This is a genomic window from Tetzosporium hominis, assembly GCF_002265435.1.
Classification (GTDB): domain Bacteria; phylum Bacillota; class Bacilli; order Bacillales_A; family Planococcaceae; genus Chryseomicrobium; species Chryseomicrobium hominis.
Window position 1 is genome coordinate 250,493 of the sequence record NZ_NOKQ01000220.1, and the last position, 25,387, is coordinate 275,879.

General features: G+C 44.6%; 27 protein-coding genes. 23 read left to right on the forward strand and 4 right to left on the reverse strand.

Features of this window, described 5'->3' with window-relative positions; all coding sequences use genetic code 11:
* Positions 1–111: 111 nt before the first annotated feature.
* The 21 genes from CF394_RS10880 to fabZ all read left to right on the forward strand — a co-directional run bounded on the left by CF394_RS10880 (position 112) and on the right by fabZ (position 17,815).
* Positions 112–2,301 (forward strand): bifunctional diguanylate cyclase/phosphodiesterase, encoded by a 2,190-nt coding sequence (locus CF394_RS10880; protein WP_094943624.1) that lies wholly within the window; start codon positions 112–114, stop codon positions 2,299–2,301.
* A gap of 59 nt (positions 2,302–2,360) precedes the next feature.
* Entirely contained in the window at positions 2,361–2,990 is a 630-nt protein-coding gene (gene upp / locus CF394_RS10885) for a uracil phosphoribosyltransferase (RefSeq protein WP_094943626.1), read from the forward strand.
* 385 nt (positions 2,991–3,375) lie between these two features.
* Positions 3,376–4,485 (forward strand): non-hydrolyzing UDP-N-acetylglucosamine 2-epimerase, encoded by a 1,110-nt coding sequence (gene wecB / locus CF394_RS10890; RefSeq protein ID WP_094943627.1) that lies wholly within the window; start codon positions 3,376–3,378, stop codon positions 4,483–4,485.
* Between the two features lie 392 nt (positions 4,486–4,877).
* Positions 4,878–5,270, forward strand: coding sequence for an ATP synthase subunit I (locus tag CF394_RS10895; RefSeq protein WP_094943629.1), 393 nt, complete (start codon positions 4,878–4,880; stop codon positions 5,268–5,270).
* A complete protein-coding gene (gene atpB, locus CF394_RS10900; protein ID WP_207761709.1) occupies positions 5,254–5,988 on the forward strand; it encodes a F0F1 ATP synthase subunit A in 735 nt (244 codons plus the stop codon). The genes CF394_RS10895 and atpB overlap by 17 nt, the downstream gene beginning before the upstream one ends.
* Before the next feature lie 63 nt (positions 5,989–6,051).
* Complete coding sequence (atpE, locus tag CF394_RS10905) at positions 6,052–6,276, forward strand: F0F1 ATP synthase subunit C (protein ID WP_094943632.1); 225 nt, start codon at positions 6,052–6,054, stop codon at positions 6,274–6,276.
* A gap of 150 nt (positions 6,277–6,426) precedes the next feature.
* Positions 6,427–6,948, forward strand: a complete 522-nt coding sequence (gene atpF, locus CF394_RS10910; RefSeq protein WP_094943633.1) for a F0F1 ATP synthase subunit B — start codon at positions 6,427–6,429, stop codon at positions 6,946–6,948.
* A complete protein-coding gene (locus tag CF394_RS10915; protein ID WP_094943635.1) occupies positions 6,945–7,481 on the forward strand; it encodes a F0F1 ATP synthase subunit delta in 537 nt (178 codons plus the stop codon). The genes atpF and CF394_RS10915 overlap by 4 nt, the downstream gene beginning before the upstream one ends.
* Positions 7,482–7,509: 28 nt before the next feature.
* A complete protein-coding gene (gene atpA / locus CF394_RS10920) occupies positions 7,510–9,018 on the forward strand; it encodes a F0F1 ATP synthase subunit alpha (RefSeq protein ID WP_094943636.1) in 1,509 nt (502 codons plus the stop codon).
* A gap of 36 nt (positions 9,019–9,054) precedes the next feature.
* Positions 9,055–9,912, forward strand: a complete 858-nt coding sequence (gene atpG / locus CF394_RS10925) for an ATP synthase F1 subunit gamma (RefSeq protein ID WP_094943638.1) — start codon at positions 9,055–9,057, stop codon at positions 9,910–9,912.
* 22 nt (positions 9,913–9,934) lie between these two features.
* Positions 9,935–11,350 (forward strand): F0F1 ATP synthase subunit beta, encoded by a 1,416-nt coding sequence (atpD, locus tag CF394_RS10930; protein ID WP_094943640.1) that lies wholly within the window; start codon positions 9,935–9,937, stop codon positions 11,348–11,350.
* A gap of 24 nt (positions 11,351–11,374) precedes the next feature.
* A complete protein-coding gene (locus tag CF394_RS10935) occupies positions 11,375–11,779 on the forward strand; it encodes a F0F1 ATP synthase subunit epsilon (protein WP_094943641.1) in 405 nt (134 codons plus the stop codon).
* Positions 11,780–12,201: 422 nt separating this feature from the next.
* Positions 12,202–13,179: a nuclease-related domain-containing protein gene (locus CF394_RS10940; RefSeq protein ID WP_094943643.1), complete on the forward strand. Its 978-nt coding sequence runs from the start codon at positions 12,202–12,204 to the stop codon at positions 13,177–13,179.
* Positions 13,180–13,345: 166 nt separating this feature from the next.
* Positions 13,346–13,582, forward strand: a complete 237-nt coding sequence (locus tag CF394_RS10945) for a DUF1146 family protein (protein WP_094943644.1) — start codon at positions 13,346–13,348, stop codon at positions 13,580–13,582.
* A 289-nt stretch (positions 13,583–13,871) separates the two neighbouring features.
* A complete protein-coding gene (gene murA / locus CF394_RS10950; RefSeq protein ID WP_094943646.1) occupies positions 13,872–15,167 on the forward strand; it encodes a UDP-N-acetylglucosamine 1-carboxyvinyltransferase in 1,296 nt (431 codons plus the stop codon).
* Between the two features lie 76 nt (positions 15,168–15,243).
* On the forward strand, positions 15,244–15,498 hold the full coding sequence (locus CF394_RS10955; protein WP_094943647.1) for a hypothetical protein: 255 nt from the start codon (positions 15,244–15,246) through the stop codon (positions 15,496–15,498).
* Between the two features lie 16 nt (positions 15,499–15,514).
* Positions 15,515–15,649 (forward strand): hypothetical protein, encoded by a 135-nt coding sequence (locus CF394_RS16175; RefSeq protein ID WP_279327658.1) that lies wholly within the window; start codon positions 15,515–15,517, stop codon positions 15,647–15,649.
* Positions 15,646–15,903, forward strand: a complete 258-nt coding sequence (locus CF394_RS10960; protein ID WP_207761710.1) for a M23 family metallopeptidase — start codon at positions 15,646–15,648, stop codon at positions 15,901–15,903. Before CF394_RS16175 ends, CF394_RS10960 begins: the two co-directional genes overlap by 4 nt.
* A gap of 143 nt (positions 15,904–16,046) precedes the next feature.
* Positions 16,047–17,039 (forward strand): rod shape-determining protein, encoded by a 993-nt coding sequence (locus CF394_RS10965; RefSeq protein WP_094943650.1) that lies wholly within the window; start codon positions 16,047–16,049, stop codon positions 17,037–17,039.
* A 23-nt stretch (positions 17,040–17,062) separates the two neighbouring features.
* Positions 17,063–17,356, forward strand: a complete 294-nt coding sequence (locus CF394_RS10970; RefSeq protein WP_094943652.1) for a DNA-directed RNA polymerase subunit beta — start codon at positions 17,063–17,065, stop codon at positions 17,354–17,356.
* Between the two features lie 12 nt (positions 17,357–17,368).
* Entirely contained in the window at positions 17,369–17,815 is a 447-nt protein-coding gene (gene fabZ / locus CF394_RS10975; RefSeq protein ID WP_094943653.1) for a 3-hydroxyacyl-ACP dehydratase FabZ, read from the forward strand.
* A gap of 483 nt (positions 17,816–18,298) precedes the next feature.
* Here fabZ and CF394_RS10985 read toward each other — a convergent pair whose 3' ends face one another.
* Positions 18,299–18,736, reverse strand: coding sequence for a YwpF family protein (locus CF394_RS10985; protein WP_094943656.1), 438 nt, complete (start codon positions 18,734–18,736; stop codon positions 18,299–18,301).
* A gap of 208 nt (positions 18,737–18,944) precedes the next feature.
* On the opposite strand from CF394_RS10985, the gene CF394_RS10990 reads away from it, so the two are divergent.
* Positions 18,945–19,337, forward strand: coding sequence for a single-stranded DNA-binding protein (locus CF394_RS10990; RefSeq protein WP_094943658.1), 393 nt, complete (start codon positions 18,945–18,947; stop codon positions 19,335–19,337).
* An 81-nt stretch (positions 19,338–19,418) separates the two neighbouring features.
* Here CF394_RS10990 and CF394_RS10995 read toward each other — a convergent pair whose 3' ends face one another.
* The 3 genes from CF394_RS10995 to CF394_RS11005 all read right to left on the reverse strand — a co-directional run bounded on the left by CF394_RS10995 (position 19,419) and on the right by CF394_RS11005 (position 24,157).
* On the reverse strand, positions 19,419–22,073 hold the full coding sequence (locus CF394_RS10995; protein ID WP_094943730.1) for a DEAD/DEAH box helicase: 2,655 nt from the start codon (positions 22,071–22,073) through the stop codon (positions 19,419–19,421).
* Positions 22,074–22,084: 11 nt separating this feature from the next.
* Complete coding sequence (locus tag CF394_RS11000; RefSeq protein ID WP_094943659.1) at positions 22,085–23,653, reverse strand: hypothetical protein; 1,569 nt, start codon at positions 23,651–23,653, stop codon at positions 22,085–22,087.
* Between the two features lie 93 nt (positions 23,654–23,746).
* On the reverse strand, positions 23,747–24,157 hold the full coding sequence (locus tag CF394_RS11005; protein WP_165767537.1) for a helix-turn-helix domain-containing protein: 411 nt from the start codon (positions 24,155–24,157) through the stop codon (positions 23,747–23,749).
* A 753-nt stretch (positions 24,158–24,910) separates the two neighbouring features.
* Here CF394_RS11005 and CF394_RS11010 point away from each other — a divergent pair.
* Positions 24,911–25,354, forward strand: a complete 444-nt coding sequence (locus tag CF394_RS11010; protein WP_094943662.1) for a transcriptional regulator — start codon at positions 24,911–24,913, stop codon at positions 25,352–25,354.
* Positions 25,355–25,387 lie beyond the last annotated feature (33 nt).

A 25,387-nucleotide genomic window follows, 5' to 3' on the forward strand; every position in this document is an offset into this window, starting at 1 on the left:
ATAGGAACAACGAGCCACTTCTGTTAAATAGAAGTGGCTTTTTGTCGCAATTTTCCGTAAACTAAGACTAACTATACATAAACTGTTCAGATTTAACAGAGGAGGGCGGGTATGAGCCAACAAACAGAATCTAAGTTGCGTAGTGAGTTATTGCACTGGATCAAAAAGATTGGTAGTCATTTTGACACTAGCTATATTGTTCGTGACCCTAACCTCCCAGGTAAGCCCATCGTCTATGTTAATGATGCGTTCACCAGGAAGACAGGTTTCAGTTTGCAAGATGTGGTAGGGGAAAGTGTGACCATTTTACATGGCAACCAACAGTTCATTGAAAAAGAAGTGCTAATCGACTCGGATCTGAATCAAATTGGCTCAGTGAGACGAGAAGTTCTGAACTTCTGTAAAGACGGAACTCCGATTTGGTTTGATATTATCGGGCAAACTTTCAGGGATCCACTGGGCAATCCATTATTCGAAGTAGCGTTTCAATCGGACATCACGGTACAGAAACAACAAGAAGCGATTATCGAGATGCAGGCTGAGATCTATGAAGGAATCGAGAAAGGGTATGCCATCAGTGCGCTCCTTCAAGAAATCTGCTATAAAGTGGAACAGTTTTTCAGAGAAGGCTCCATGTGCAGCATCATGCATGCCAGAGATGGACAACTCTACGCGCTTGCTTCGAATTCGTTGCCTAAAGAATATGTCCACTTGATGGAAGGTCTTGAGATTGGTCCGAACGTGGGATCATGTGGAGCGGCGGCCTATCACCAACAAGTCATCATTACTGAAGATGTGGAGACGTCTCCAAACTGGATACCGTATATAGGAGAAGGGACCAATCCATATGGTTTCAAAGCTTGCTGGAGTTTCCCCATCGTCAATCACCAAAGAGAGACGATTGCTACTTTTGGTGTGTACTTTAAAGAAAATACTAGTCCAACGAAACTTGAGATGGCGTTCATTCAAAAGATTGTGCCTCTTGTTTTGCTTGCGTTTCGGAATGCAGCAGACCAAGAAAAGATTCTCCATCTAGCCTATCAAGACCAGGAGACAGGTTTGTCGAATATGAACTATTTTTTGACGGAAGTCAAAGAGCTGGATGAAGATGCAGAAAATGGCTTTGTTGCGGTCATCTCGCCGTTTAACTACTCTGAAATTGTCGATATGTTCGGCAGGGAGATTGCTTCTCTCGTATTAAAAGAGCTAGGACGCCGCTTAGATGGAATATTAGATGACTATTCGTATGTATTAAGCCGCTTCACAAGCACCACCCTCATTCTTGCAGGGAATACCAAGCGAGAAGATTTCCGTGATATTTTAGAAATTCTGCTTCGTGCGGGGCATTCGCAAATCAAGATTGATCAAATGGAAATCTTTATCCCTCTTCAGATTGGAGTCGTTCCTTATGAAAAAGGAGATGAGATCCATCAGCTGATTCGTCGTGCAGACCTTGCTCTTTCAGAAGCACGGAAGCGGACCGGAGAGCAAGTTTGCTACTACTCGCCGGAAATGGATGAATCGATCAAGAGCAATATGGAGCTCCAGAGTGCCATTGAAATCGGCTTACGAGAAGAAGAATTTGACGTCTACTTGCAACCAAAAGTCGATATGGAAAGTGGCCGTATCATCAGCTTTGAAGCACTGGCTCGCTGGAATTCAAGTAAGCTCGGTTGGGTACCGCCGATTGATTTCATTGATGCAACAGAAAAGGTAGGGAAGATTGATCTTTTGGAGACTTTGATTATTCACAAAGTGCTCAGTTGGCAAGCGAGTTATCAAAAAGCAGGAAACAAGCCGTACCAAGTGGCAGTTAATATTTCGCCAAACCATTTCTATAAGTCGAATTTTGTAGAATCTATTTTAGCTTTGCTGCATCACTATGAGTTGCCTGCAGAATCTATCATGATTGAGTTGACTGAGAGTATCAGCTTGGAGGATTTAGAGAAAGCTAAAGAGATTTTGAAAAACCTTGCCGATGCTGGAATCATGTGTTCGATTGATGATTTTGGAATTGGGTATTCGTCGCTTAGCTATCTTCACGAACTACCCATATCGGAGATCAAGCTCGACCGGAGCTTCATTTCACAAATCCATAAGAGTGGCACGAGAGCAGTAGTCCAGACGATTATTGATCTGGCAGATAAGCTCGACATTCGAGCGGTGGCAGAAGGTATTGAGACCTATGAACAGATGATTTTACTGCGAGGAATGAGCTGTTCTGTCGGTCAAGGGTACTACTTTAACCGACCGTTGCCCCTAGAAGAAATAGACGAAATAATCAAAACAGAGGAGACCTAGAAAGTCTTCTCTTTTTTTTGCTATAATAGGTCAGAATGAAACGAAGAGGAGTGAAGAGGATGTCAAAAGTATTCGTATTTGATCACCCACTGATTCAACATAAATTAACGTATATCCGTAGCGTAGAGACGGGAACAAAAGAATTTCGCGAGCTAGTCGATGAGGTGGCTACGCTGATGGCGTTTGAAATCACGCGCGACATGCCACTAGTAGAAACAGAAGTAGAAACACCGGTAACGAAAACAAAATCAAAAATACTTGCAGGGAAAAAGATGGGCATCGTGCCGATATTACGTGCAGGTATCGGCATGGTAGACGGCATCTTGAAGCTGATCCCAGCTGCTAAAGTAGGGCATATCGGTCTTTACCGTGACCCTCAAACATTGCAACCAGTCGAATACTACGTAAAATTGCCAGCAGACGTGGAAGAGCGTGACTTCATCGTCGTTGATCCGATGCTAGCTACTGGTGGTTCTGCAATCGAAGCTATCAACTCTTTGAAAAAGCGTGGAGCTACAAGCATCAAGTTTATGTGTTTGATTGCCGCTCCAGAGGGCGTCGAGCTGTTGCAACAAGCGCACCCAGATGTAGATGTCTACATTGCTGCGCTTGATGAGAAGTTGAACGACCACGGCTACATCGTGCCAGGACTTGGCGATGCTGGCGACCGACTTTTCGGAACAAAGTAATCTTTAGATGTGGAAGGCGTTCGATCAGAAATCTCGTAAAAACCAGGCGCACCAAGTGAGGCGCTCTTTGTCTCGGTTGGGGTGAATGGTTTTTGCGTGTATTTCTAACGCCTGCAACTCGATTACTCTTAGATGTGGAGCCGACTCGCCTCTCTAGTAAGATTTTAAGACTGTAAGGGGTTTTTCAATGGTGAGCGGTCGTTCTTCGACAAATTCGAAGTTCTTTAAGACAAAATTGAAGTTCCTTTAAACAAATTCGAAGTTCTATTAGACAAATTGCACTTTCTAATCGACCGAAGCTGTTTTAGTGAAACTCAGCACCACCAATCCAATCAATCACAAGAGGCCTGGTAAAACAGGTCTCTTTCTTAAAAAGGAGAAACACATGAAAAAGTGGAAAGTTATGACCATCTTCGGTACACGTCCGGAAGCCATCAAAATGGCCCCGCTCGTACTGGAGCTTCAAAAACAAGATGACATGGAATCCATCGTCGCGGTCTCTGCTCAACACCGACAGATGCTCGATCAGGTGTTGACGACGTTCGGCATTACGCCAGACTATGACCTCAACGTCATGAAGGACCGCCAGACATTGTTTGATATCACTACGAACGTTTTGCACGGACTGAACGACGTCATGCAAGACGCGAAGCCGGATATCGTGCTCGTTCACGGAGATACATCGACGACATTCGTTGGAAGCCTTGCTGCGTTCTATAACCAGATCGCTATCGGACACGTCGAAGCCGGCCTTCGTACAGGCAACAAATATTCTCCGTACCCTGAAGAGATGAACCGTCAGTTGACAGGCGTCCTTGCTGACATCCATTTCGCACCGACCGAAAAATCCGCAGCGAACCTGCGCGCAGAAAACAAGCCAGAAGAGTGGATCGTCATCACAGGCAACACGGCAATCGATGCTCTGAAGACGACAGTACGCGACGAGTACACGCATCCGATTCTTGATACGATTGGTGATGACCGAATGATTTTGCTGACAGCACACCGTCGTGAGAACCTAGGGGAGCCGATGCGCAACTTCTTCCGCGCCATCAACCGCTTGCTTGAAGCACACGCGGATGTCCAAGTCGTCTACCCAGTGCATATGAACCCAGTGGTCCGTGAGATTGCAAACGAGGTCCTTGGAAACAACCCACGAGTGCACTTGATCGAACCACTCGAGGTCATTGACTTCCATAACCTTGCGGCTCGCTCGCACATCATTCTGACCGATTCAGGTGGCGTGCAAGAAGAGGCACCTTCGCTTGGGAAGCCAGTCATCGTACTTCGCGATACGACGGAGCGCCCGGAAGGGATTGATGCGGGAACGTTGAAGCTTGCGGGACTTGATGAAGACCGTATCTTCGAACTAACGAACGAACTGCTGACAGATCCAGCAGCCTACGAGGCGATGTCAAAAGCGTCAAACCCATATGGTGACGGAACAGCTTCTGCTCAAATCGTTGAAGCCCTACGCCGTTTCCTAAATAAATAATAGTAGAAACTCCAGCAACGCTATCATTGCTGGGGTTTTTGTTATGAGGTCCGCGGATCGCTTCCCCGAAACGGAACATCACTTTTATTCAGAAAAACGAGTAAACTCTCTGATTCTACCCGAGAAATTACTGGTTTTTATAACCCCCAAACATAACAAAAAAATTATGTCCGTAATTTGTCGAACCCCTTCGTCTTGTGATGTTTTTCACAGGATGGAATTGACATGAAATAGGCGCTATTGTATGCTTACAAAGGATAATCATGATAGGGGTTTCATAATGAAATTCGACTGTCTATTCCACTTTCTGCAAGCTAGCGTCTTCATTTGAGAAGCACCCCAGAACCAGCGAAAATTCGCTTCCATTCGAATCTAAATTCAGGAGAATTCCAATGCTCAATTTGTTTCATATCTACAAGCGGCAGAAAAAGTACATACTCTTTTTGCTCGCAGCCTGTGTCCTCGGAGCAGCGTTCACGCCGTATCCGACCATTTTTGCGGGCATCGGACTCGGAGCAGTATTTGGACTCTACAATTTCTGGATTTTGCAGCGTCGGATGCTGAAGTTTGACCGTGCTTTTGATCAAGGAAAAAAGCGCGTCAGTCTCGGTACTGGATTACGCTTTGCTTCAGGAATTGCGGCAGTGGCGATTGCCCTATCGCTACCTGAATATTTCCATTTGATCAGTACGGTAATTGGCTTAATGATACCGTATGTTCTACTGGTCATAGAACAGCTAGTATTTGCGATACGCAAACAAAATGAAGATGCGAAAGAGAGGTGAACTACTAGTGGAACATTTAAGTCCTGAATATCACTTGTTCGGTCTGACTGGAAACTTATCAACCTTGATGATGCTTGCCGTCACGACATTGATCGTTTTCTTGATTGCGTTCTTCTCGACACGTAATTTAAAACTCAAACCAACAGGTATGCAAAACTTTATGGAGTGGATCATGGACTTCGTAAAAGGCATCATCAAGAGCAACATGGACTGGAAAACAGGAGGAAGCTTCCACATTCTTGGAATTACGCTTCTACTCTTTATTTTCGTAGCCAACGTACTCGGGTTGCCATTTGCAATCATTTACAACGACTACTTATGGTGGAAATCACCAACAGCTGACCCTACTGTAACAATGACACTGGCTGCGATGATTATCATAATGACAAACTATTATGGAATCAAAGCGAAAGGGTTCAAAGGGTACATCAGTGATTTTGCAAAGCCGCTTCCATTCTTAGCGCCGCTGAAAGTCATTGAAGAATTCGCAAATACGTTGACACTCGGTCTTCGTCTTTACGGAAACATCTATGCAGGTGAGGTACTACTTGCATTGATCGCAGGTTTAGCAACATCAAGCATTTTCGGATTCGTGGGAGCCATCATCCCAGCACTTGCATGGCAAGGGTTCTCGATCTTCATCGGGGGTATCCAATCGTTCATTTTCGTTATGTTAACGATGGTGTATATGGCACACAAAGTGTCGGATGACCATTAATATAAACTGAAGGGGACTTCAGTATAAAAAACTAAAACCAACATATTAGGAGGAAAATACACAATGGTAGGTTCAGTAGGTTTATTAGCAGCAGCTATCGCAATCGGTTTAGGAGCACTTGGTGCAGGTATCGGTAACGGTCTTATCGTTTCAAAAACAGTTGAAGGGATCGCTCGCCAGCCAGAAGCTCGTGGCGCACTTCAAACAGTTATGTTCATCGGGGTTGCATTAGTTGAGGCCCTTCCAATCATCGCAGCAGTTATCGCGTTCATCGTTTTAAACCGATAATCGATAATCGTTCATTTGACTTTAACGCAAATGGCGGAGTGAATCCGCCATTTCCTTTATGAAACACAACCACAGAAAACAACAAAGTTTTTGTTTACTCGATAGAAGCAAGAAAACGACGGAATAGCGTTTGAAAGGAGTGAAACAATCGTGTCTTTTGATTACCTTGCACTTGGGGCTGGTGGCTCTGGGTTTAACACACTGGATATCTTCGCGACATTATTCTTCTTCATCGTATTGATGGTATTACTGAAGAAATTCGCATGGGGTCCACTTATGGGTATCATGAACGAACGTGAGCAGTTAGTAGCGAGCGAGATCGAAGCAGCTGAAAACAGCCGTTTAGAATCTCAGAAACTACTTGACGAGCAGCGTGAATTATTGAAACAAGCACGCACGGAAGCATTGGCAATCGTGGAAAACGCGAAGAAGCAAGGCGATGTTTCTCGTGAAGAGATTATGACGACTGCACGTGAAGAAGCAACTCGCTTAAAAGAGTCTGCTATCCGTGAAATCGAAACTGAAAAAGCACGCGCGATTGCTGCAGTACGTGAGGAAGTTGTTTCCTTGTCAGTACTTGCTGCATCTAAGGTGCTTGAGAAAGAAGTTACGGAAGAAGATAATCGTGCATTGATCGAGGCTACGATTGCGAAGGCAGGCGAAGCGAAGTGAGCAAATCTGCAGTAGCAAAGCGTTACGCCATCGCTTTATTCGAACTAGCACGAGAAAACGATACATTGACGACAACGCGCGATGACCTAACGGAAATCAAAGCAGCTTGGAAACAAGATGCAGACGTTCAAGCCTTGTTCGCTTCTCCTAAACTTTCTCTTGATAAAAAGAAAGAATTGATTCGTACAGTATTCGGTTCTGCAAGCCCAGCAGTCGTTAACACGATTCAGCTACTTGTAGAAAAGAAACGTCTACACGAATTACCTGCCATTGTGGATGAGTTCAGTGCTTTGTCTAACAACGCACAAGGAATTGCAGAAGCAACGGTTTACTCAACACGCGCATTGACAGACGAAGAGCGTGCACACATCTCTTCTGCATTCGCACAAGAAGTGGGCAAAGGCTCTCTTAACATTCACAACGAAGTAGATCCATCTCTTATCGGTGGACTACGCATTCAAATCGGAAACCGCATTTACGACAACACATTGAGTTCTAAACTTGATCGCTTGAAGCGTAACTTGATCGGTTAATACTACAGAAATATGAGAGGTGACATACATGAGCATCAAAGCTGAAGAAATCAGTGTCTTGATTAAGCAGCAGATTCAAAACTACGAATCTGAAATGAAAGTAAGCGATGTGGGTACAGTTATCCAAGTCGGTGACGGTATCGCTCGTGCTCATGGTCTCGACAACGTCATGGCTGGAGAGCTTCTTGAGTTCTCAACAGGTGTACTTGGTATGGCGCAAAACCTTGAGGAAAACAACGTAGGTATCGTTATCCTTGGACCATACACAGACATCAAAGAAGGCGATGAAGTACGTCGTACAGGCCGTATTATGGAAGTACCAGTAGGAGACGCTCTAATTGGACGCGTTGTAAACCCACTTGGTATGCCACTTGATGGGCAAGGTCCTATCGAAACAACAAAAACTCGTCCGATTGAAAGCCCAGCACAAGGTGTTATGGCTCGTAAATCGGTTCACGAACCACTACAAACAGGAATCAAAGCAATCGATGCTCTAGTGCCAATCGGCCGTGGACAGCGTGAGCTTATCATCGGTGACCGTCAGACTGGTAAAACATCTGTAGCAATCGATACGATTCTTAACCAAGCTGACCAAAACATGATCTGTATCTATGTAGCTATTGGACAAAAAGAATCTACTGTACGTAACGTAGTAGAAACTTTACGTAAAAAAGGCGCATTAGACTACACAATCGTTGTTACAGCTTCTGCATCTCAACCATCTCCATTATTATTCCTAGCTCCTTATGCGGGTGTAACAATGGCGGAAGAATTCATGTTCCAAGGCAAGCACGTTCTTGTCGTGTATGATGATCTTTCTAAACAAGCTGCGGCTTACCGTGAGCTTTCACTTCTATTAAAACGTCCTCCAGGTCGTGAAGCATATCCAGGGGATGTATTCTACTTGCACAGCCGTCTTCTTGAGCGCGCTGCAAAGTTGAATGAAACTCTAGGTGCAGGTTCAATCACTGCATTACCGTTCGTTGAAACACAAGCAGGGGATATCTCAGCTTACATTCCAACAAACGTAATCTCAATCACAGATGGTCAGATCTTCTTACAATCTGATCTATTCTTCTCTGGCGTACGTCCAGCAATCAACGCGGGTCTTTCTGTATCACGTGTTGGTGGATCTGCACAGATTAAAGCAATGAAAAAGGTAGCAGGTACACTTCGTCTTGACTTAGCGGCTTTCCGTGAACTTGAAGCTTTCGCTCAGTTCGGTTCTGACCTAGATGCTTCTACACAAGCTAAACTAAACCGTGGTCAACGTACGGTTGAAGTATTGAAGCAAGACTTGAACTCTCCACTAAAAGTAGAGAAGCAAGTTGTAATTCTTTACGCTCTAACACGTGGACTTCTAGACGATGTAGCATTAACAGATGTTCGTCGTTTCGAAAGCGAACTTCTTAGCTGGTTAGATTCAAACCACACAAACGTTTTAGATCACATTCGCACTACTAAAGACCTTCCTGCAGACGAAGATATGACGAACGCAATCAACGAGTTCAAAAAGACATTTGCAGCAAGCGTTTAAGTTCGAATAAAAAAACGATAAGGTGGTGAAATACCAGTGGCATCATTACGCGATGTAAAAAATCGAATTACGTCAACAAAGAAAACAAGTCAGATCACACGAGCTATGCAAATGGTTTCGGCTTCTAAATTGAACCGTGCAGAAATGAACGCGAAAGCGTACGTTCCTTACATGGGCAAAATTCAAGAAGTTGTAGCAGCTATCGCATCCGGTTCAGCTGACGCTTCTCACCCAATGCTAACGTCTCGTCCTGTTCAAAAAACTGCTTACCTAGTCATCACATCTGACCGTGGACTAGCAGGTGCTTACAATGCGAACGTTCTACGTGCGGTAACTACTGCAATCAATACTCGTCATGCTTCAGCAGATGAGTACGTCATCTTTGCAATCGGACGTATGGGTCGTGATTTCTTTGCAAAACGCGGAGCGAACGTGATTGAGTCGGAAGTTGGACTTCCTGACCAACCGTCCTTCTCAGACATTAAAGAGATTGCACGCAAAGCTGTTGGTATGTTCACAGACGGTACGTATGATGAACTTTATATGTACTACAACCACTTTGTCAGTGCCATTTCTCAAGAAGTAACAGAGAAAAAGGTACTGCCATTAACGGATATCACACCGGAAGCAGGAACGGCATCGTATGAATTCGAGCCGTCTCCTGAAGCCATCTTAGAAGTATTGCTTCCGCAATACGCTGAGAGCTTAATCTTCGGTGCGTTACTCGACGGAAAAGCAAGTGAACATGCTGCACGTATGACAGCAATGAAGAGTGCAACAGACAATGCATCCGATTTAATCAATAGTTTGACATTAGTATATAACCGTGCGCGTCAAGCTGCGATCACTCAAGAAATTACAGAGATCGTCGGCGGAGCGGCAGCATTAGAATAGAGTAAGACAGGAGGGAACAGTAGTGAACAAAGGACATGTTCTACAGGTAATGGGACCGGTTGTTGACGTAAAGTTCAGCAACGGCCAACTACCAGAAATCTACAATGCATTAACTGTAGCGATCGAACGTCCGAATGAAGCGCCTACTACTCTAACTTTAGAAGTAGCGTTACATTTAGGTGACGATTCAGTTCGTACAATCGCAATGGCTTCTACCGATGGTTTGAAGCGTGGCGAGGAAGTAACAGACTTGGGTGCAGCTATCTCTGTTCCAGTTGGAAACGCAACTTTAGGTCGCGTATTCAACGTATTAGGAGAAGTAATTGACTTAGGTGAAGAAATCCCGACTTCAGAACGTCGTGACCCGATCCACCGTCTAGCACCAACTTTCGAGAACCTTTCAACTGAAGTTGAAATCCTTGAAACAGGTATCAAAGTAGTTGACCTTTTAGCTCCTTACATTAAAGGTGGTAAAATCGGTCTCTTCGGTGGTGCCGGTGTAGGTAAAACGGTTCTTATCCAAGAACTTATCAACAACATCGCTCAAGAGCACGCGGGTATTTCTGTATTCGCAGGTGTTGGTGAGCGTACGCGTGAAGGAAATGACTTATTCCACGAGATGAGCGATTCTGGCGTAATTAAACAAACAGCTATGGTATTCGGTCAAATGAACGAGCCACCTGGAGCACGTATGCGCGTAGCTCTATCTGGTTTGACAATGGCTGAGTATTTCCGTGATGAGCAGGGTGCAGACGTACTTCTATTCATCGACAACATCTTCCGTTTCACACAAGCAGGTTCTGAGGTATCGGCACTTCTAGGTCGTATGCCATCTGCCGTTGGTTACCAGCCAACACTTGCTACTGAAATGGGTCAATTGCAAGAGCGTATCACGTCTACGTCTACAGGTTCTGTAACATCGATCCAAGCGATCTATGTACCAGCCGATGACTATACGGATCCAGCTCCAGCAACAACTTTCGCTCACTTAGATGCAACAACAAACTTAGAGCGTAAACTTTCTGAAATGGGTATCTACCCTGCGGTAGATCCACTTGCGTCTACATCACGCGCCCTTTCTCCTGAAATCGTTGGAGAAGAGCACTACTCTGTAGCTCGTCAAGTTCAGTCTACATTACAGCGTTACCGTGAGTTACAAGATATCATCGCCATCCTTGGTATGGACGAGTTATCTGATGACGATAAATTAACGGTTAACCGTGCTCGTCGTATCCAGTTCTACCTGTCTCAGAACTTCCACGTAGCGGAGCAGTTCACAGGGCAACAAGGATCTTACGTACCGGTTAAAGAAACTGTTCAAGGATTCAAACAAATCCTTGAAGGTAAATACGACCACCTTCCTGAAGATGCATTCCGTCTAGTTGGACGCATTGAAGAAGTAGTGGAAAAAGCAAAAGCTATGGGTGTAGAAGCCTAATACGAGGGACCAGGAGGAAAACAAATGCCGACATTAACAGTCAATATTGTCACTCCAGACGGCCCAGTATACGATGCTCAAGTAGATATGGTTATCGCAAAAACGGTAACTGGTGAAGTCGGAATCCTGCCAGGACACATTCCGATGGTAGCTCCTCTTGAAATTGGTGCAGTAAAGCTTAAACGTGATGGCAAAGTCGAGTACGTTGCAATCACTGGCGGCTTTGTTGAAGTGCGCCCTCAGCAGGTTTCAATTTTGACACCTTCTGCAGAGCTAGCTGAATCTATTGACACTGCTCGTGCTAAAGAAGCACTTCGTCGTGCCGAAGAGCGCTTGCAGTCTAAACAAGATAACGTCGATTTCAAGCGTGCGGAACTTGCGTTACAGCGTGCCATGAATCGTATCAACGTTAAAGAGGGTAATATGTAAGTCGAAGTTGGAAACCCCGGTCACCGTCTGGTGACCGGGGTTTTTTGTATCTCTAGATGTGTAAGGGCTTGGAATGGTAAAGGTCTTACTAGGAAGGTCTTAGGAATTTGAGTGATCAATATTTGGTGAACTGCAGCAGCAAAAAAGCAAACTGCGGCAGATACTCAAACAACTGCGGCAGATATTGCTCTAAGTGATCAATATTTAGCGAACTGCAGCAGAAAAAAAGCAAACTGCGGCAGATATGCAAACAACTGCGGCAGATACCTCTTTAATACAGGCTAATCGATAAATTGTAGTGACTACAATATGTGCTACTAATCATCAATTTCAAATAGAAGCCCGATAACGAAGTGGAGTATGAAAATTTTCTATCTAAAAACAATAGCCTAATGTAAACTAATGTAAAAAGGAGGAATGGTATGTCACTTTATCAAAAAACAAAAACGATTAAAAGAAACAAATTAAACGAACTTCTCGCATTGAGAGAATTAGCTATTAGAACTCCCGTATCCAATGAAAAGCAAAAACAGTTTTTTAATAAACAGTTTGCAATGGCGAAAGCCGGTCATGATGGAGAAGTGAAAGTAGATCGGGTATTGGAAAGAATTCCTTTTCCCATGCTTCATACAATCATCCCAGATTTTCATACACAATCGAAGTTTGGCACATTCTTTCAAATGGATACTCTAATCATCACCAATCGTTATATTCTACTTCTAGAAATAAAAAATATTAGGGGTCAGATTGAATTCTATGAAAATCCTGCTCAAATCATACGCACTTATGAAGGAGTTACAGAAAAATTAGATTGTCCCATTCATCAACTTAATAGAAATATAAAGGCTCTCGAAAAAATAGTATTTACTGTTTCTCAAAAACTCCCCATTTATTCTGCAATTGTATTTTGTCATTCATCAGCGCATATCTCCAATTATCCTAAGACAACAAAGATATTGTACAAAAACCAAGTAGACTTCTATATTGAACAACTAAACTCTTTGCCCGAAAAGTGCAATAAAGATGAATACCTTCATTTAGTAAAAACGGTCAATACTATTAATAGAAATTTTAAAAGGATTCCCTTGGCAGTGAGATATTCGATTGATGTTTTAACGCTTCGACAAGGTATTTTCTGTCATAGCTGTGAGCAGATAATGGTTCCAGCAGAAAAATCAACAGCGTATCATTGTAAGAGTTGTGATCATATAGATAAAGAGGTACTATCTAAAACTATTACTAGTCTATTCTATATTCTCCATAATGATTTAAAGAGATCGGATATTGAACGCTATTTAGATATACGAACAAAACATAGAGTCACCAAAGCCCTCGCCCAGCTCCGCTGTTCCAAAAAAGGAAAAGCAAGAGCAACTCGTTATTCCCTCCCCAAAACCTAACCGCATCTCACTTAATTTCCATTCAACCCCCTCAAAACAACCGACCCAAGCGAATCACACCACATACCGACAGATTGTGATGAAAATTCACAAGTTAGTCAATAGCGCTCATCCATTTCTCTAGTTCAGCCGATATAATAGTAAGTATGTGAAAGGAGAGAGCGCGATGTTTTTAGCAGACTTGGCCATCCAATCGGTTATTGCGATTGCAGTCCATCTATTCTTTATTGCCATTGCCTTTTACGCATTGCAGAGTGTGAGATTAGAAGTTGTGTTCAAAAAAGGGCATGTCTTTCAAATACAAGTCATGATGATTTTACTTAGTCTTGTACTAGGATCCATTGCTGGCAGCTTCTTTGTGGAGCTGATGAATTGGTCTTCGCAGCTGCAGTATTTATTCTAGGTAAACCAATAGTTCGACACGATACGGAAATAAGTATTTCCCGGGAAATATCTTGTCAAACAATGTTTATTTCAAACGTGCTAGGGTATCTAGAAAATAGCTGAACATTAGAGAGAGAAAACACATACTATAGTTGCAATTAGACTTGTGAAATTAGGGGATTAAGTTACTTGTCAGACTTCTCGTTTCATTGTATGATGTAAATTGTGTTTTAATACCCTAATTTCAACAATTACCAGAATGTGAACCTATATATGAATGCCATGTCAATTTTTCGGAGGTAGCTAAAGTGGATAAAATTATCGTCAAGGGCGGACGCGCTTTAACAGGAAACGTACGAGTAGAAGGTGCTAAAAATGCAGTGCTACCAGTACTTGCAGCAGCGCTTCTAGCTTCAAAAGGAATCAATACAATCAATGAAGTACCATCTCTAGCAGATGTTAAAACTATTAATGAGGTTCTTCGTAGTCTGAATACAAAAATCGACTACAAACCTGAAAATAAGCAAGTCATCATCGATTCGACAGCAACACTTAACAGTGAAGCGCAGTTCGAGTATGTTCGCAAAATGCGTGCATCGATTCTCGTCATGGGGCCTATCTTAGCTCGTAACGGATTTGCACGAGTAGCATTGCCAGGTGGATGTGCAATTGGAAGTCGTCCGATTGATCAACACTTAAAAGGGTTCGAAGCGATGGGAGCAACTATCACTTTCGGACAAGGTTTTGTAGAAGCTCGCACAGAAGGTCGTCTACAAGGGGCTAAAATTTACCTCGACTTCCCAAGTGTTGGTGCTACAGAAAACATCATGACTGCCGCTGCATTAGCAGAAGGAACGACAGTCATTGAGAACGCAGCAAAAGAGCCAGAGATCGTGGATCTTGCAAACTTTATCAACAACATGGGCGGTAAAGTAAAAGGTGCCGGTACAGACGTTATCAAAATCGAAGGGGTTGTGGAACTGACAGGTGCTGAGCACTCAATCATTCCTGACCGTATCGAAGCTGGTACATTCATGGTAGCTGCAGCGATCACTCGTGGTGATGTAACTATCGAGAACGCAGTACCTGAGCATATGACAGCACTTATCTCTAAAATGCAGGAAATGGGCGTTGACATCTCGGAAACAGAACAAGGTCTTCGCATCAAAGCAGAAGGCGAACTGAAATCCGTAGATATTAAGACAATGCCACACCCAGGGTTCCCTACAGACATGCAGTCACAAATGATGTCACTCATGATGACAGCACACGGTACAGGAATCATCACAGAAACTGTATTTGAAAACCGCTTTATGCATGTCGAAGAATTCCGCCGCATGAACGGTAACTTGAAAATCGAAGGTCGCTCTGTAATCATGGAGAACCCATCAGATCTTCAAGGTGCTGAAGTTGCAGCAACCGACTTACGTGCAGCTGCTGCATTGATCCTTGCAGGACTTGTAGCTGATGGCGTAACGCGTGTTACAGAATTAAAACACTTAGATCGTGGATATGTGAATTTTGACAAGAAGTTAGCAGCTTTAGGTGCAGACATTGAACGAGTTGGTACAGAGACAGTAGAACGCGAAGTACAACCGGTCTAATTCCATTCCTAACATTATAACTATTCAAGCAGTTGTCCTGATGCTTAGGGCAGCTGCTTTTTTCATACACTGAACTATGAAAACACGACAAAAAATCCTCACACAGATAGAGTTCGCTGTGACACTCGGTGTCCCGAAAGATCTCGTGACAGCAGGCTACGGTCATGGAGTAGGGATGAGCCAGTACGGAGCAAAAGGGATGGCAGAACAAGGTGCTACAGGAGAAGACATCATTGCGCATTACTACCCCGGAACCATACTCGAGCCACTAGCTGGCTGTGAAAAAATAATGGAGTCTTGGTTTAAAACGATGGGGGACGGTTCACACTGACAATGAGGTGATGAACATGAAGCCATCAATGAAAAATTCTTCCTTCATTGAAGCAACGAAAAAGAAATGGTTTTACCCGGTCCTCTACGGAGCGCAGCCATTATCACATTATCCAAAAACAACGAGCCGTTTGAAGTACGCGCTGCTATGAGCGGGACGGTCACGAATATCATTGAAGACGAATTCATTGGCGACGCTGTCGTGTTGTCGCATGAAAATGGAATGGAGACCTATTACCGATCTGTTACGAAAATCAAAGTAGCTATCGGGGACGAAGTGGCTCAAGGAGACGCGATGGCGACTTCAAGCACGAACCACTGGAACACGACAGCCGGCAATCACTTACTATTCGAAGTGAAAGAAAACGGTCAGTACATCAATCCAGCCAAATACATCGCATTTTAAAAGAGAGCGGCCATTCGGTCGCTCTTTTTGCGTGTCCTTTATCAAAATAATTTGTACGTTTCGACAAAAACTGTGATAAAATTAAAAGTTGAGAAACCCAAAATAGACCAGAGAGAAAGTTTGGGAAGGGAGAACCTACGAGAATGTTTTCAAAAGATATAGGCATTGATTTGGGTACAGCCAATGTGCTGATCCACGTCAAAGGAAAAGGAATCGTATTAAACGAACCATCCGTGGTGGCACTTGACCGCCAAACGCGCCGAGTCCTGGCTGTGGGGACTGAAGCGCGCCAAATGCTAGGGCGTACTCCTGGAAATATTGTGGCGATCCGTCCACTAAAAGACGGCGTCATTGCTGATTTTGATGTAACAGAAGCAATGCTCAAGCATTTCATCAATAAACTGAACGTCAAAGGCATGTTCAGCAAGCCTCGTATATTAATTTGTTGCCCGACAAATATTACTAGTGTCGAACAAAAAGCGATTCGTGAAGCAGCCGAAAAAGCTGGAGGCAAAAAAGTCTTCTTAGAGGAAGAACCAAAAGTCGCAGCAATCGGTGCTGGAATGGATATCTTCCAACCTAGTGGGAACATGGTCGTCGATATCGGTGGCGGTACAACAGATGTAGCCGTCTTATCGATGGGAGATATCGTTACTTCCGAATCAATCAAAGTCGCAGGAGACGTGTTCGACCAAGACATCCTGCAGTATATCAAGCGTGAATACAAATTGCTGATCGGAGAACGAACAGCTGAAAATATCAAATTTGAAATTGGTACGGTCTATCCAGAAGGCCGCAGCGAGTCGATGGATATACGTGGACGTGACATGGTGACTGGCCTTCCACGAGTGGTAACGATTACTTCGCAAGAAATTGAGCAAGCTCTTTGTGAGTCCGTTTCCGTCATCGTTCAAGCTTGTAAAAACGTATTAGAAAAAACACCACCGGAACTATCAGCAGACATCATCGACCGCGGTGTAATCATCACAGGCGGCGGAGCACTTCTTCACGGTATGGATCATCTATTAACGGAAGAACTGAAAGTGCCTGTATTCTTAGCAGAAAGCCCAATGGACTGTGTGGCTGTCGGTACTGGTATAATGTTAGACAATATGCCAAAATCGTATAAACGGTAAGGTTCAATAAAGGAGTTCACAGAATGACAGAAGAAAAAGTAGTAACCCGCAAACAGGTGAAAGCCGTGCGTGCGAAAAATGATGAGGGACAAGAGAATACGGAGACTGCCAAACCGCAAAAACCAACACGCTGGGTCCAAATTCGCTTACTCCCAATTTGGCTTCGTGTACTTCTCGTTCTTCTGCTAGTCGCAGGTGCGGTTGCAGGTGGCTTAACAGTCGGCTATGCGATTTTAGGTGGCGGCGATGCATCAGACGCACTTAAATGGGAAACCTATCAACATATTTTAGATATCATGAACGGCACGAGCAAATAGGGGGAAATTGATATGTTAACAACAGAACAGATTCAAGCTATTTTGCCACACCGCTATCCATTCTTACTTGTGGATCGCATTTTAGAAATCGAAGAAGGCAAGCGTGCAGTCGGCTTAAAAAATGTTTCAATCAATGAAGAGTATTTCAATGGCCATTTTCCTGGTTATCCAGTAATGCCTGGTGTCTTAATTGTAGAAGCGTTGGCACAAGTCGGAGCAACTGCAGTTCTTCAAATGCCAGAATACAAAGGACGTCTTGCGTTCTTCACAGGCATCGACAACTGCCGCTTCAAGCGCCAAGTAAAACCAGGTGACCAACTTCGACTTGAAGTGGAACTAACGCGTCTACGCGGCCAAATTGGCAAAGGTCATGCGATTGCGACGGTTGATGGGGAAATTGCTTGTGAAGCAGATATCCTTTTTGCAATTGGGCCAAAAGTCGAGGATTCGACAAACTAATTTTGTAAACGAATAATGCCTCCTTTCCGTAACAGACTATCAGCAGTCACTTGTGTAGTGATCAGTCTATGACAGAAAGGAGGTTTTTTAATGCGCAAGCCACTAGTTGCAGCGATTGCCAGCTCCGTCATTGTTCTTGGTGCCAGACGTCACGCCTCCAGAAACGAATGGAGATCGGATGAACGGGAATGACGGATACAATAACGGCAATGATGGGAACGGCAACGACACTGACATGATGCCTGACAATCGCAACGATGTCTCCCCGACCGATCGCGACAACCAAGACGAGTAGAATGAAAAACAGGACCGGCGTATGTGCCGGTCCTGTTTTTTAGCTTGTGATTGGTTTCCATAAAATAACTTGGGGTGCTAACGGGAGTTTCAGAGTCGTTAAACAAAGTACTCAAGGCGTTAATCGGTGCGTTAAGGTACTCAATTGAGCAGTCGAGGTCGCTAAATCTCGCCCAAACAATAGAATTCCTATTCCTCGCCCTCACTCTTCTTCAGCGTCGGACGCTCTTTCATCGCTTTCTCGAAACGAACAAGCAGGTCGTCTCCTTCAAAACCGTCCTCAATCAATTCAGCAAGCAAGCCTTCCGCGTATTTACGACGTGCACGCTTCAATGTACCACGGAGCAGAACTGAGATGGAATCACCCACAGCTTTCACCGAGTAGGCCATCATCTCGAATGGAGCAGGTTCATTCTCTGGGTAGGAAATGACGACGCGTGCTTCCACTAGTTCTTGAGAAGCGACCAGATCATCAAAGTACTCTTTCAACTCTTTCGTCGTGAACAACTCGATAGCCCATGAGCGAGCCTCGTTTTCTTGGTTGATAATGATGCCATCTTCAAGTGGAATCAGCTTGGATTCATGCTCACTCAAGATGGACGCTTCGATTACTTTGAATGTTTTCATAGACTGTCCCAACCTTTCTAGAAAAAAGTTTCAAAAAACGGTCAATCAGGTCATCTTTAAATTGTGTGGGCGGTTTTGGCTTCAAAATGAAATTTTCACGCCCATTTGACAAATTATCTTAGCGAAACACGTCAGATAATTTCATTTTACCGATTTGCCACACAGAATCCACTTGCCGTATGCTGTGTGCAGAAGGGAGGTGAGACATGTGAACAAAGTTGCATTAATCGGCCGACTGACGAAGGATCCCGTACTCCGTACCTTATCGGAAGGGAAAAGCGTGACATCGTTCAGCATGGCAGTTCCCAATGGCTACAAAAAAGATGAAGCCGATTTCATCAATTGTACCATTTACGGGAAGCTGGCAGAGCTGACTGTCAAATATTGCGGGAAAGGCTCCTTAGTCGGTGTGACCGGGCGGCTACATACGCGCTTCTATGAAAAAGAAGGCACGCGCATCTACGTCACCGAAGTCATTGTAGAAGAAATACGATTCTTAGCAACGAAACGCAAGGAAGAACAGCCCGCTGACCGAGTCGAAGTAGCTGAAGACCGTTTTGAGATTCCTGCTGATTTTATACCAAATACAACTCCAGTTTGATGAAAAAATACGTCGCCATGTGTTGCTCATCTCGTATGTGACGCGGCTTGGTATGGGGATAACAAGTCGCGCCATTTTTTATCAAGAAAGTGTCAACAGGTCTGTCAGTTCATCGTCACTCAGTTTCGTGATCCACTGACTTGAATGGATCAATTCATCCGATAACGATTGTTTCTGTTCAAGGAGCGTGTCAATTTTTTCTTCAATTGTTCCAATCGTCAAGAACTTGTGCACATGCACAAATTGCTGTTGGCCGATGCGATACGCACGGTCCGTCGCTTGATTCTCGACTGCTGGGTTCCACCAACGGTCAGCATGAAGCACATGAGTTGCAGCCGTCAGATTGAGTCCCGTTCCGCCAGCCTTGAGCGATAATAAGAAAATCGGAAACTCTCCCGCTTGGAACGATGCGACCAAATGATCGCGCTGTCCTTTTGGCATACTGCCCGTAAGAAACGGGCTATCAATGTCATAGAGTTCACTAAAACAGTGTTGCAGTAGATGTCCCATGCCGATGTACTGCGTAAAGATTAGACACTGTTCGCCTCTTGCAGCGATTTCACCCGCAAGCGTCACAATGCCCGCAAGCTTCGCGGATCGCTCTAGCATGGTCTCCGCATCATCAAATGGTTCTTTCAAGTAAAGCGCTGGGTGGTTACATAACTGCTTCAACTTGCTCAGCATCTTGAGGACCAACCCCTTCCGCTGAAACCCGCTCAGATTGCCGAGCTGGCTTACGGACTCTTGGATCAATGATTCATAGAGTGCCGCCTGCTCGGTTGTCAGAGCGCAATACTCTTTCTGTTCAAGCTTCTCAGGCAAGTTGAGCTGCAGGTCTGGATCTCGTTTCGTTCGGCGCAACAAGAACGGCTGGATCTTCATCCGCAAGCGGTGCTTCGCCTGCTCGTCCTCATCTCGTTCAATCGGGGCCATATACGTCTCTTGGAACGACTTATACGAACCCAGATATCCTTTATGAATGAAATCAAAGATCGCCCATAGCTCAGACAAGCGGTTCTCGACCGGTGTACCCGTCAAAGCGATATGGTGCACGCCGCGCAACTTACGAATAGCGCGCGACTGTTTCGTCTGCATATTTTTAATATTTTGCGCTTCATCAAGCGTCACTGAGCTCCAAGCAATCTGCTGGAGCGTTTCGGCGTCTTGAGTGGTAATCCCGTAAGTCGTCAATACGACGTCAGCGTCTGTCGTGATGTCACCGCGGTTGGACCCGTAATGAGTCGAGACGCGAAGAGAAGGCGCAAACTTTTGAAGTTCTTTCTGCCAGTTTCCGAGTACCGACGTCGGACAGATGATGAGCGAAGGCTTGCCACCAGGTTGTTGTTCATGGACATGTAATAAGTAAGCAATCAACTGAACCGTCTTCCCAAGTCCCATGTCATCCGCTAAGATAGCACCGAACGATTCGCTTCGCATGAAAGCGAGCCAGTTCAGACCGAGTTGTTGATACGGACGAAGCTCTGTCAACAGACGAGGAGAAGGGGCGACTTCCGGGAATGCCTTCTTCTCTTGGAGCTGCGACAAGTAGCTCTCTAATGACTGATGCAACTGGAACTGAATGAGGGGATCATCTTCATCCTCATCATCAGCAGGTAGGGTCAGTTCTTCCGGTAGCTCTTGGAACAACAGGTCCCGAACCGTCCATTCTTCTTCTTCGGACCGGTCGAGTAACTTGCGGATTTCTTGAATCCACTGCGCATCAATTTGGAACCACTGATCGCCCGAGCGAATGAACGAACGGTTCTCTTCGACCATTTGACGGAACTGTTCTTCGCTAATTTCCTGATCACCAAGGGAGAAGTTCCAGTTGAACTGGATGATCTGCTCGAGGCCCGCTGCTGATTTATAGCGACCAGTGCTTGCTGAAGCACGAACCTGCATCTTCGTCTCTTTGATTTCTTTGAGCCACGCAGGTAGTACGATGTCGTAACCAAATGCTTGAAGCTTCGCTAAGTCATGTCGCAAGAAGTCTCGCACTTGCTGGTCATCAAGAGGAACGTAATAAAATGATTCCGTTTCTTCATCGACAACCGAAACGAATGGAATGACGCCACGCTGGAAGTTCCGGATGACGTCACCGAGTTCTGCCCACTTCGGTGGTAAGGCTTCTTCAATAGAGAGGAAGCGCTTTTTCGTAGCAGGTGTCCAGTAACTAGAACTTCGTACACCACGTACGACAGTTTCGAGAATCCAGTCGTCTGAAGGGTCTTCAGGTTCCATGAGGCGAAGAGCGACATGGATGTCAGGATGCTGTTTCACTTTATGGATCGGCCAGCCGCCATTTTTGAAATAGTCCTGTAAGCTCACCAAGTCATCGTAGGAGAACGCAGCTTGGCGGGCCTTCTGTAATAGGGCGGTCTCGACGATTGAAGTCACGGCTTCATCTTTACTTGCTGTGACAAACAGGCTGTTTACATCAAACTCGACGTGTTCCCATAGGTCTGTCCGGTTCCAAATGGAAGCCGCTTCCGTGATGGCCGCTAGCTGCTCAGAAGATGCGGCATCATGACCATAAAATTCAAAGACATCGGAAGGGTTCGGTAACAAGTCGATAGCATCGAGGCACGACAGGACAAACTTCCCTTTTTGATCTTCTACAGGGAGGCCAAAATAGCTGTCGCGGTGTTTTCCATATAATAAGGTTTTCAAGCGGTCAGGTCGTTCAGGGCTCGACACAGCGAAGCCCCCATCTAATTTTTCCACATAGAGTGGCATCGAAAAAAGTTTCACAGTGCCAGATTTCCTTTCTCCATTTCTTGCTGGAAGGCCCGCAAGCGACGGAATTTTTCACGGATCTCTTGTACGTACTGATTCCAGTAGACAGTCTCGTTCGCAGCTTTCGCAAGCTGTTTCATCTTCTTCAGATGGCGCACGGCCTGCTTGTAACTATCGCGTTTCTTTTCATTGATCTCTCGAACTACGTTTAGATGGTAAAGAGGCATGACAACAAAAGGGGCGTGTTCTTTCACAAGGTCAAGGCCGCATGTCTCTGCATAAGTGATCCCGCTTTGGCAGTACAGATGCAGGTCGGCCCATTCTTCATAGCGCTCGTTGTCGATCAGATAGCCTGAATACGGCTCGAGAGTGAACGGAATCAACATGCGATAAAACTGAAGCTTCGCCTCGTCTGAAAGGTCGAGCTGTCGTTCAATCGTCCGCAACGTGTAAATCAATCGAGATGCCCGAACTTCCGTATCTAAGAAGGTTTCAATAGCAGGGAGCAACCGCTCAAATAACTGCGTGGCCATCTGGATCTCATACTGTTCAATAGCGAATTGAATGAGAGACAAGTAACTGCTGACTTCTTCAGCGGGAACATCTTTCATCGTTGCAAGTAAACGCTCCGTTTGGCCGAGTTGGAAATAAAACAACTGACGAAGTTGCAAGAGCGAGTGGCCATCTTTTGTCTCGCTATGTTTCTCTAAGAAGTCGAGCTCTTTAACGCGAGCTTGTTTTTGGGTACCGAGCTCTGTCCAGTAATGTGTATACAGCTCACTGCGCTGTGCGAAATAGCCTTCTGCATCCGTCAGCAAATACTTTACGTAGCGTACGATGCGCTCATAAAATGGGTCAGCTGCAAAGAAGCGAGGCTGTCCGTGCAGTTGCTTGAACTGGTGTTTCAAGTCTTGGATGGTCTCATCTAAATAATAGCGAACACGTCCTCGCTCGTTTTCGCGGCTAAAGCTATTAAACGTCGGCCACAATTTAATCAAAGTCATGAGTGTCACGCTCGTATCAAAAAGCACATGCCACTCACGTTCTAATGGGCGGATGCGTTGCATCTGACGTTTGTAATCGCCGAGCGCAAACTCCATCAAGAAAAAGCTTGATGCATGGTCTTGAATGACGAGCTGGTTGAGAAGGGTATTTGCATACTGTTCCCAAGCAAGTGGGGTCCGGTTGTTTTGAATCTCACTGATGGACTGACGGTCTGCTTTAGAGCGCCAAGCTTTCACCCATTCACTGAGAGAATCGATATGTTGATACAAATAGAAAAGTACAGCAGCTTGGTGGCGGCACATCTTTCGCCCGCTACAAGAGCAGGAAAGATGTTCATAGAACGATATATGGACGTATGCATCCTGCACATCTCGCACGACAAAGTCTGCTTCATGACGAACTGGTGCATAATCTACCAATTGGACGGCACCATTGCGTACAAAAGATTGGGCGCTTCTCACGAGAGAATCGTCTTGAGCTACACCCGCAAGCAAGTCCTGATCCAGTTGCTTCATAAAATCTTGAACAGGTTCTTCATAGAACGTCAAAAGACGCTGAACTGTCATCCCTTTCACAGGGGTTCACCACACATTTCTAAAAGACTATCCTTCCATTATAACGTCTTTTAGGCAAAGAAAAAACATGGATGTGTAATTTCACATCCATGTTTACGTTTCTTCTATTTGTTCAATCAACTGAGCCAGAAGCTCTTTGCGTTCTTTTTCTGAAAGGTCTCGCAAATAGAGAAGCAGCAAGCGGAAGCTCTTTTCATCCATAAGTTCAGTAAGCAATTCGGAAAATTGACCGTAATATCGGTTCTGAGTCTCATGTGCTTGTTCAAGAAAGGTCTCCATAGGTCTTCTCACGGTCGTGTCTTCTGTAAGCAGATCTAGGAACTGCTCGTCCGTCATCTTGTATTTAGTTCGAATACGGTGCAGGAACTCTAAACTAGGCTGCCGTTCAGCCGTCTCGTATCGAGAGAGATTGACGTTAGAGACTTCTAGGAGAAGCGCCGCTTCTTTTTGAGAAATATTCAGCTGTTCATCGCGAAACGCACGTAACTTGTCATGAAACTTCATTAACATCACCCCTACTCTACTATGGGTAGAATAGCGAGTGGCATCTTGTGAAAGTTGTTAATTACCAAAATGGTAAAAAGTAAAATCATCCATTTTAGATAGTATATAACCAAATTGCAGGAAAAAATTTCTAAGAAGTGAGAGATTCTATATGACACGGTATTCTACTTTTTTCAAACTACATCCCATCCACCACGAACACACCAACGTACAAATTCTTATTGAACGCTGCAACAAGGCGGAGGCACAGGAGTGTCTTTATAAAAGTGATCTTCAGTTCACACTGGAAACACCAACGTTCATCCTCGAAACGAGCCGACTATTATCGAAAGAAGAAATCGACAACCTTCCTTATAAAAAAGTATCGATTCGACATGACAAGGGAATCGGGTTCTTTTCAACTCGACCCCAAAGAGCAAAGCCTAGTAAATAAATAAGTAGTTGGGACATAACTCATTTAATTCCACAAATGAAGTTAAAGATAACAAAATGAAAAGTGTGTAGGGGTGACTCCAGCGGGATTACAAGCGGAAGCTGAGACCTTGGCTCAGCCCGCGCCCGCGGAACGCTTCCCCTACACACAATAGAACCTACAAAAGGGAGTTTCTCATGACGAGAAACTCCCTTAGCTGGGTTTTGTCCCAGCCTCGTTTTATTATAATTTTGTGAACAAAGATGTTTTTATGCACAAAAATAAGGGAATATGATACACTAATAAAAACAGAATATTCTAAATAAAAGGAGGGGGAGAACATGCTACATGTTGAGATGATGAAACCGTTCCACACAGAAGTCAAGGACAACAAGATTCGACTCGTATTTGCCTATCAGTACTTCTCACTGCGCAAAGACGATGAAGTATTCAGCTTCATTCCAGTCGAAGGTAAAGAGATCGTCCTAAATCGTGACACGCTTCAAGTGGAAAACTTGTCAGAAGTGTTTGTGTTCCAAAAAGGCAACCGCTTCATTCGTTTGCCGCTCTATCAACTTCTCTTAGTCTCGGACGTGCACGATCATCTAAAGACATTGATTGAACCAGTAGCAGAACAAGAAAACAGTGAAGAAGTCATGGAATTGATCCATGCACTCGAACGTGAGAACTTCGAACGTTTAATGGACGACGCCTTGTCACACCGAGACCTCGACTTGTTCTACCAATTATTAGCCACACAACATCACGGAGGTAGCTATGTGTAATTTAACTCAATAAAAAGCATCTATCTGGACGAA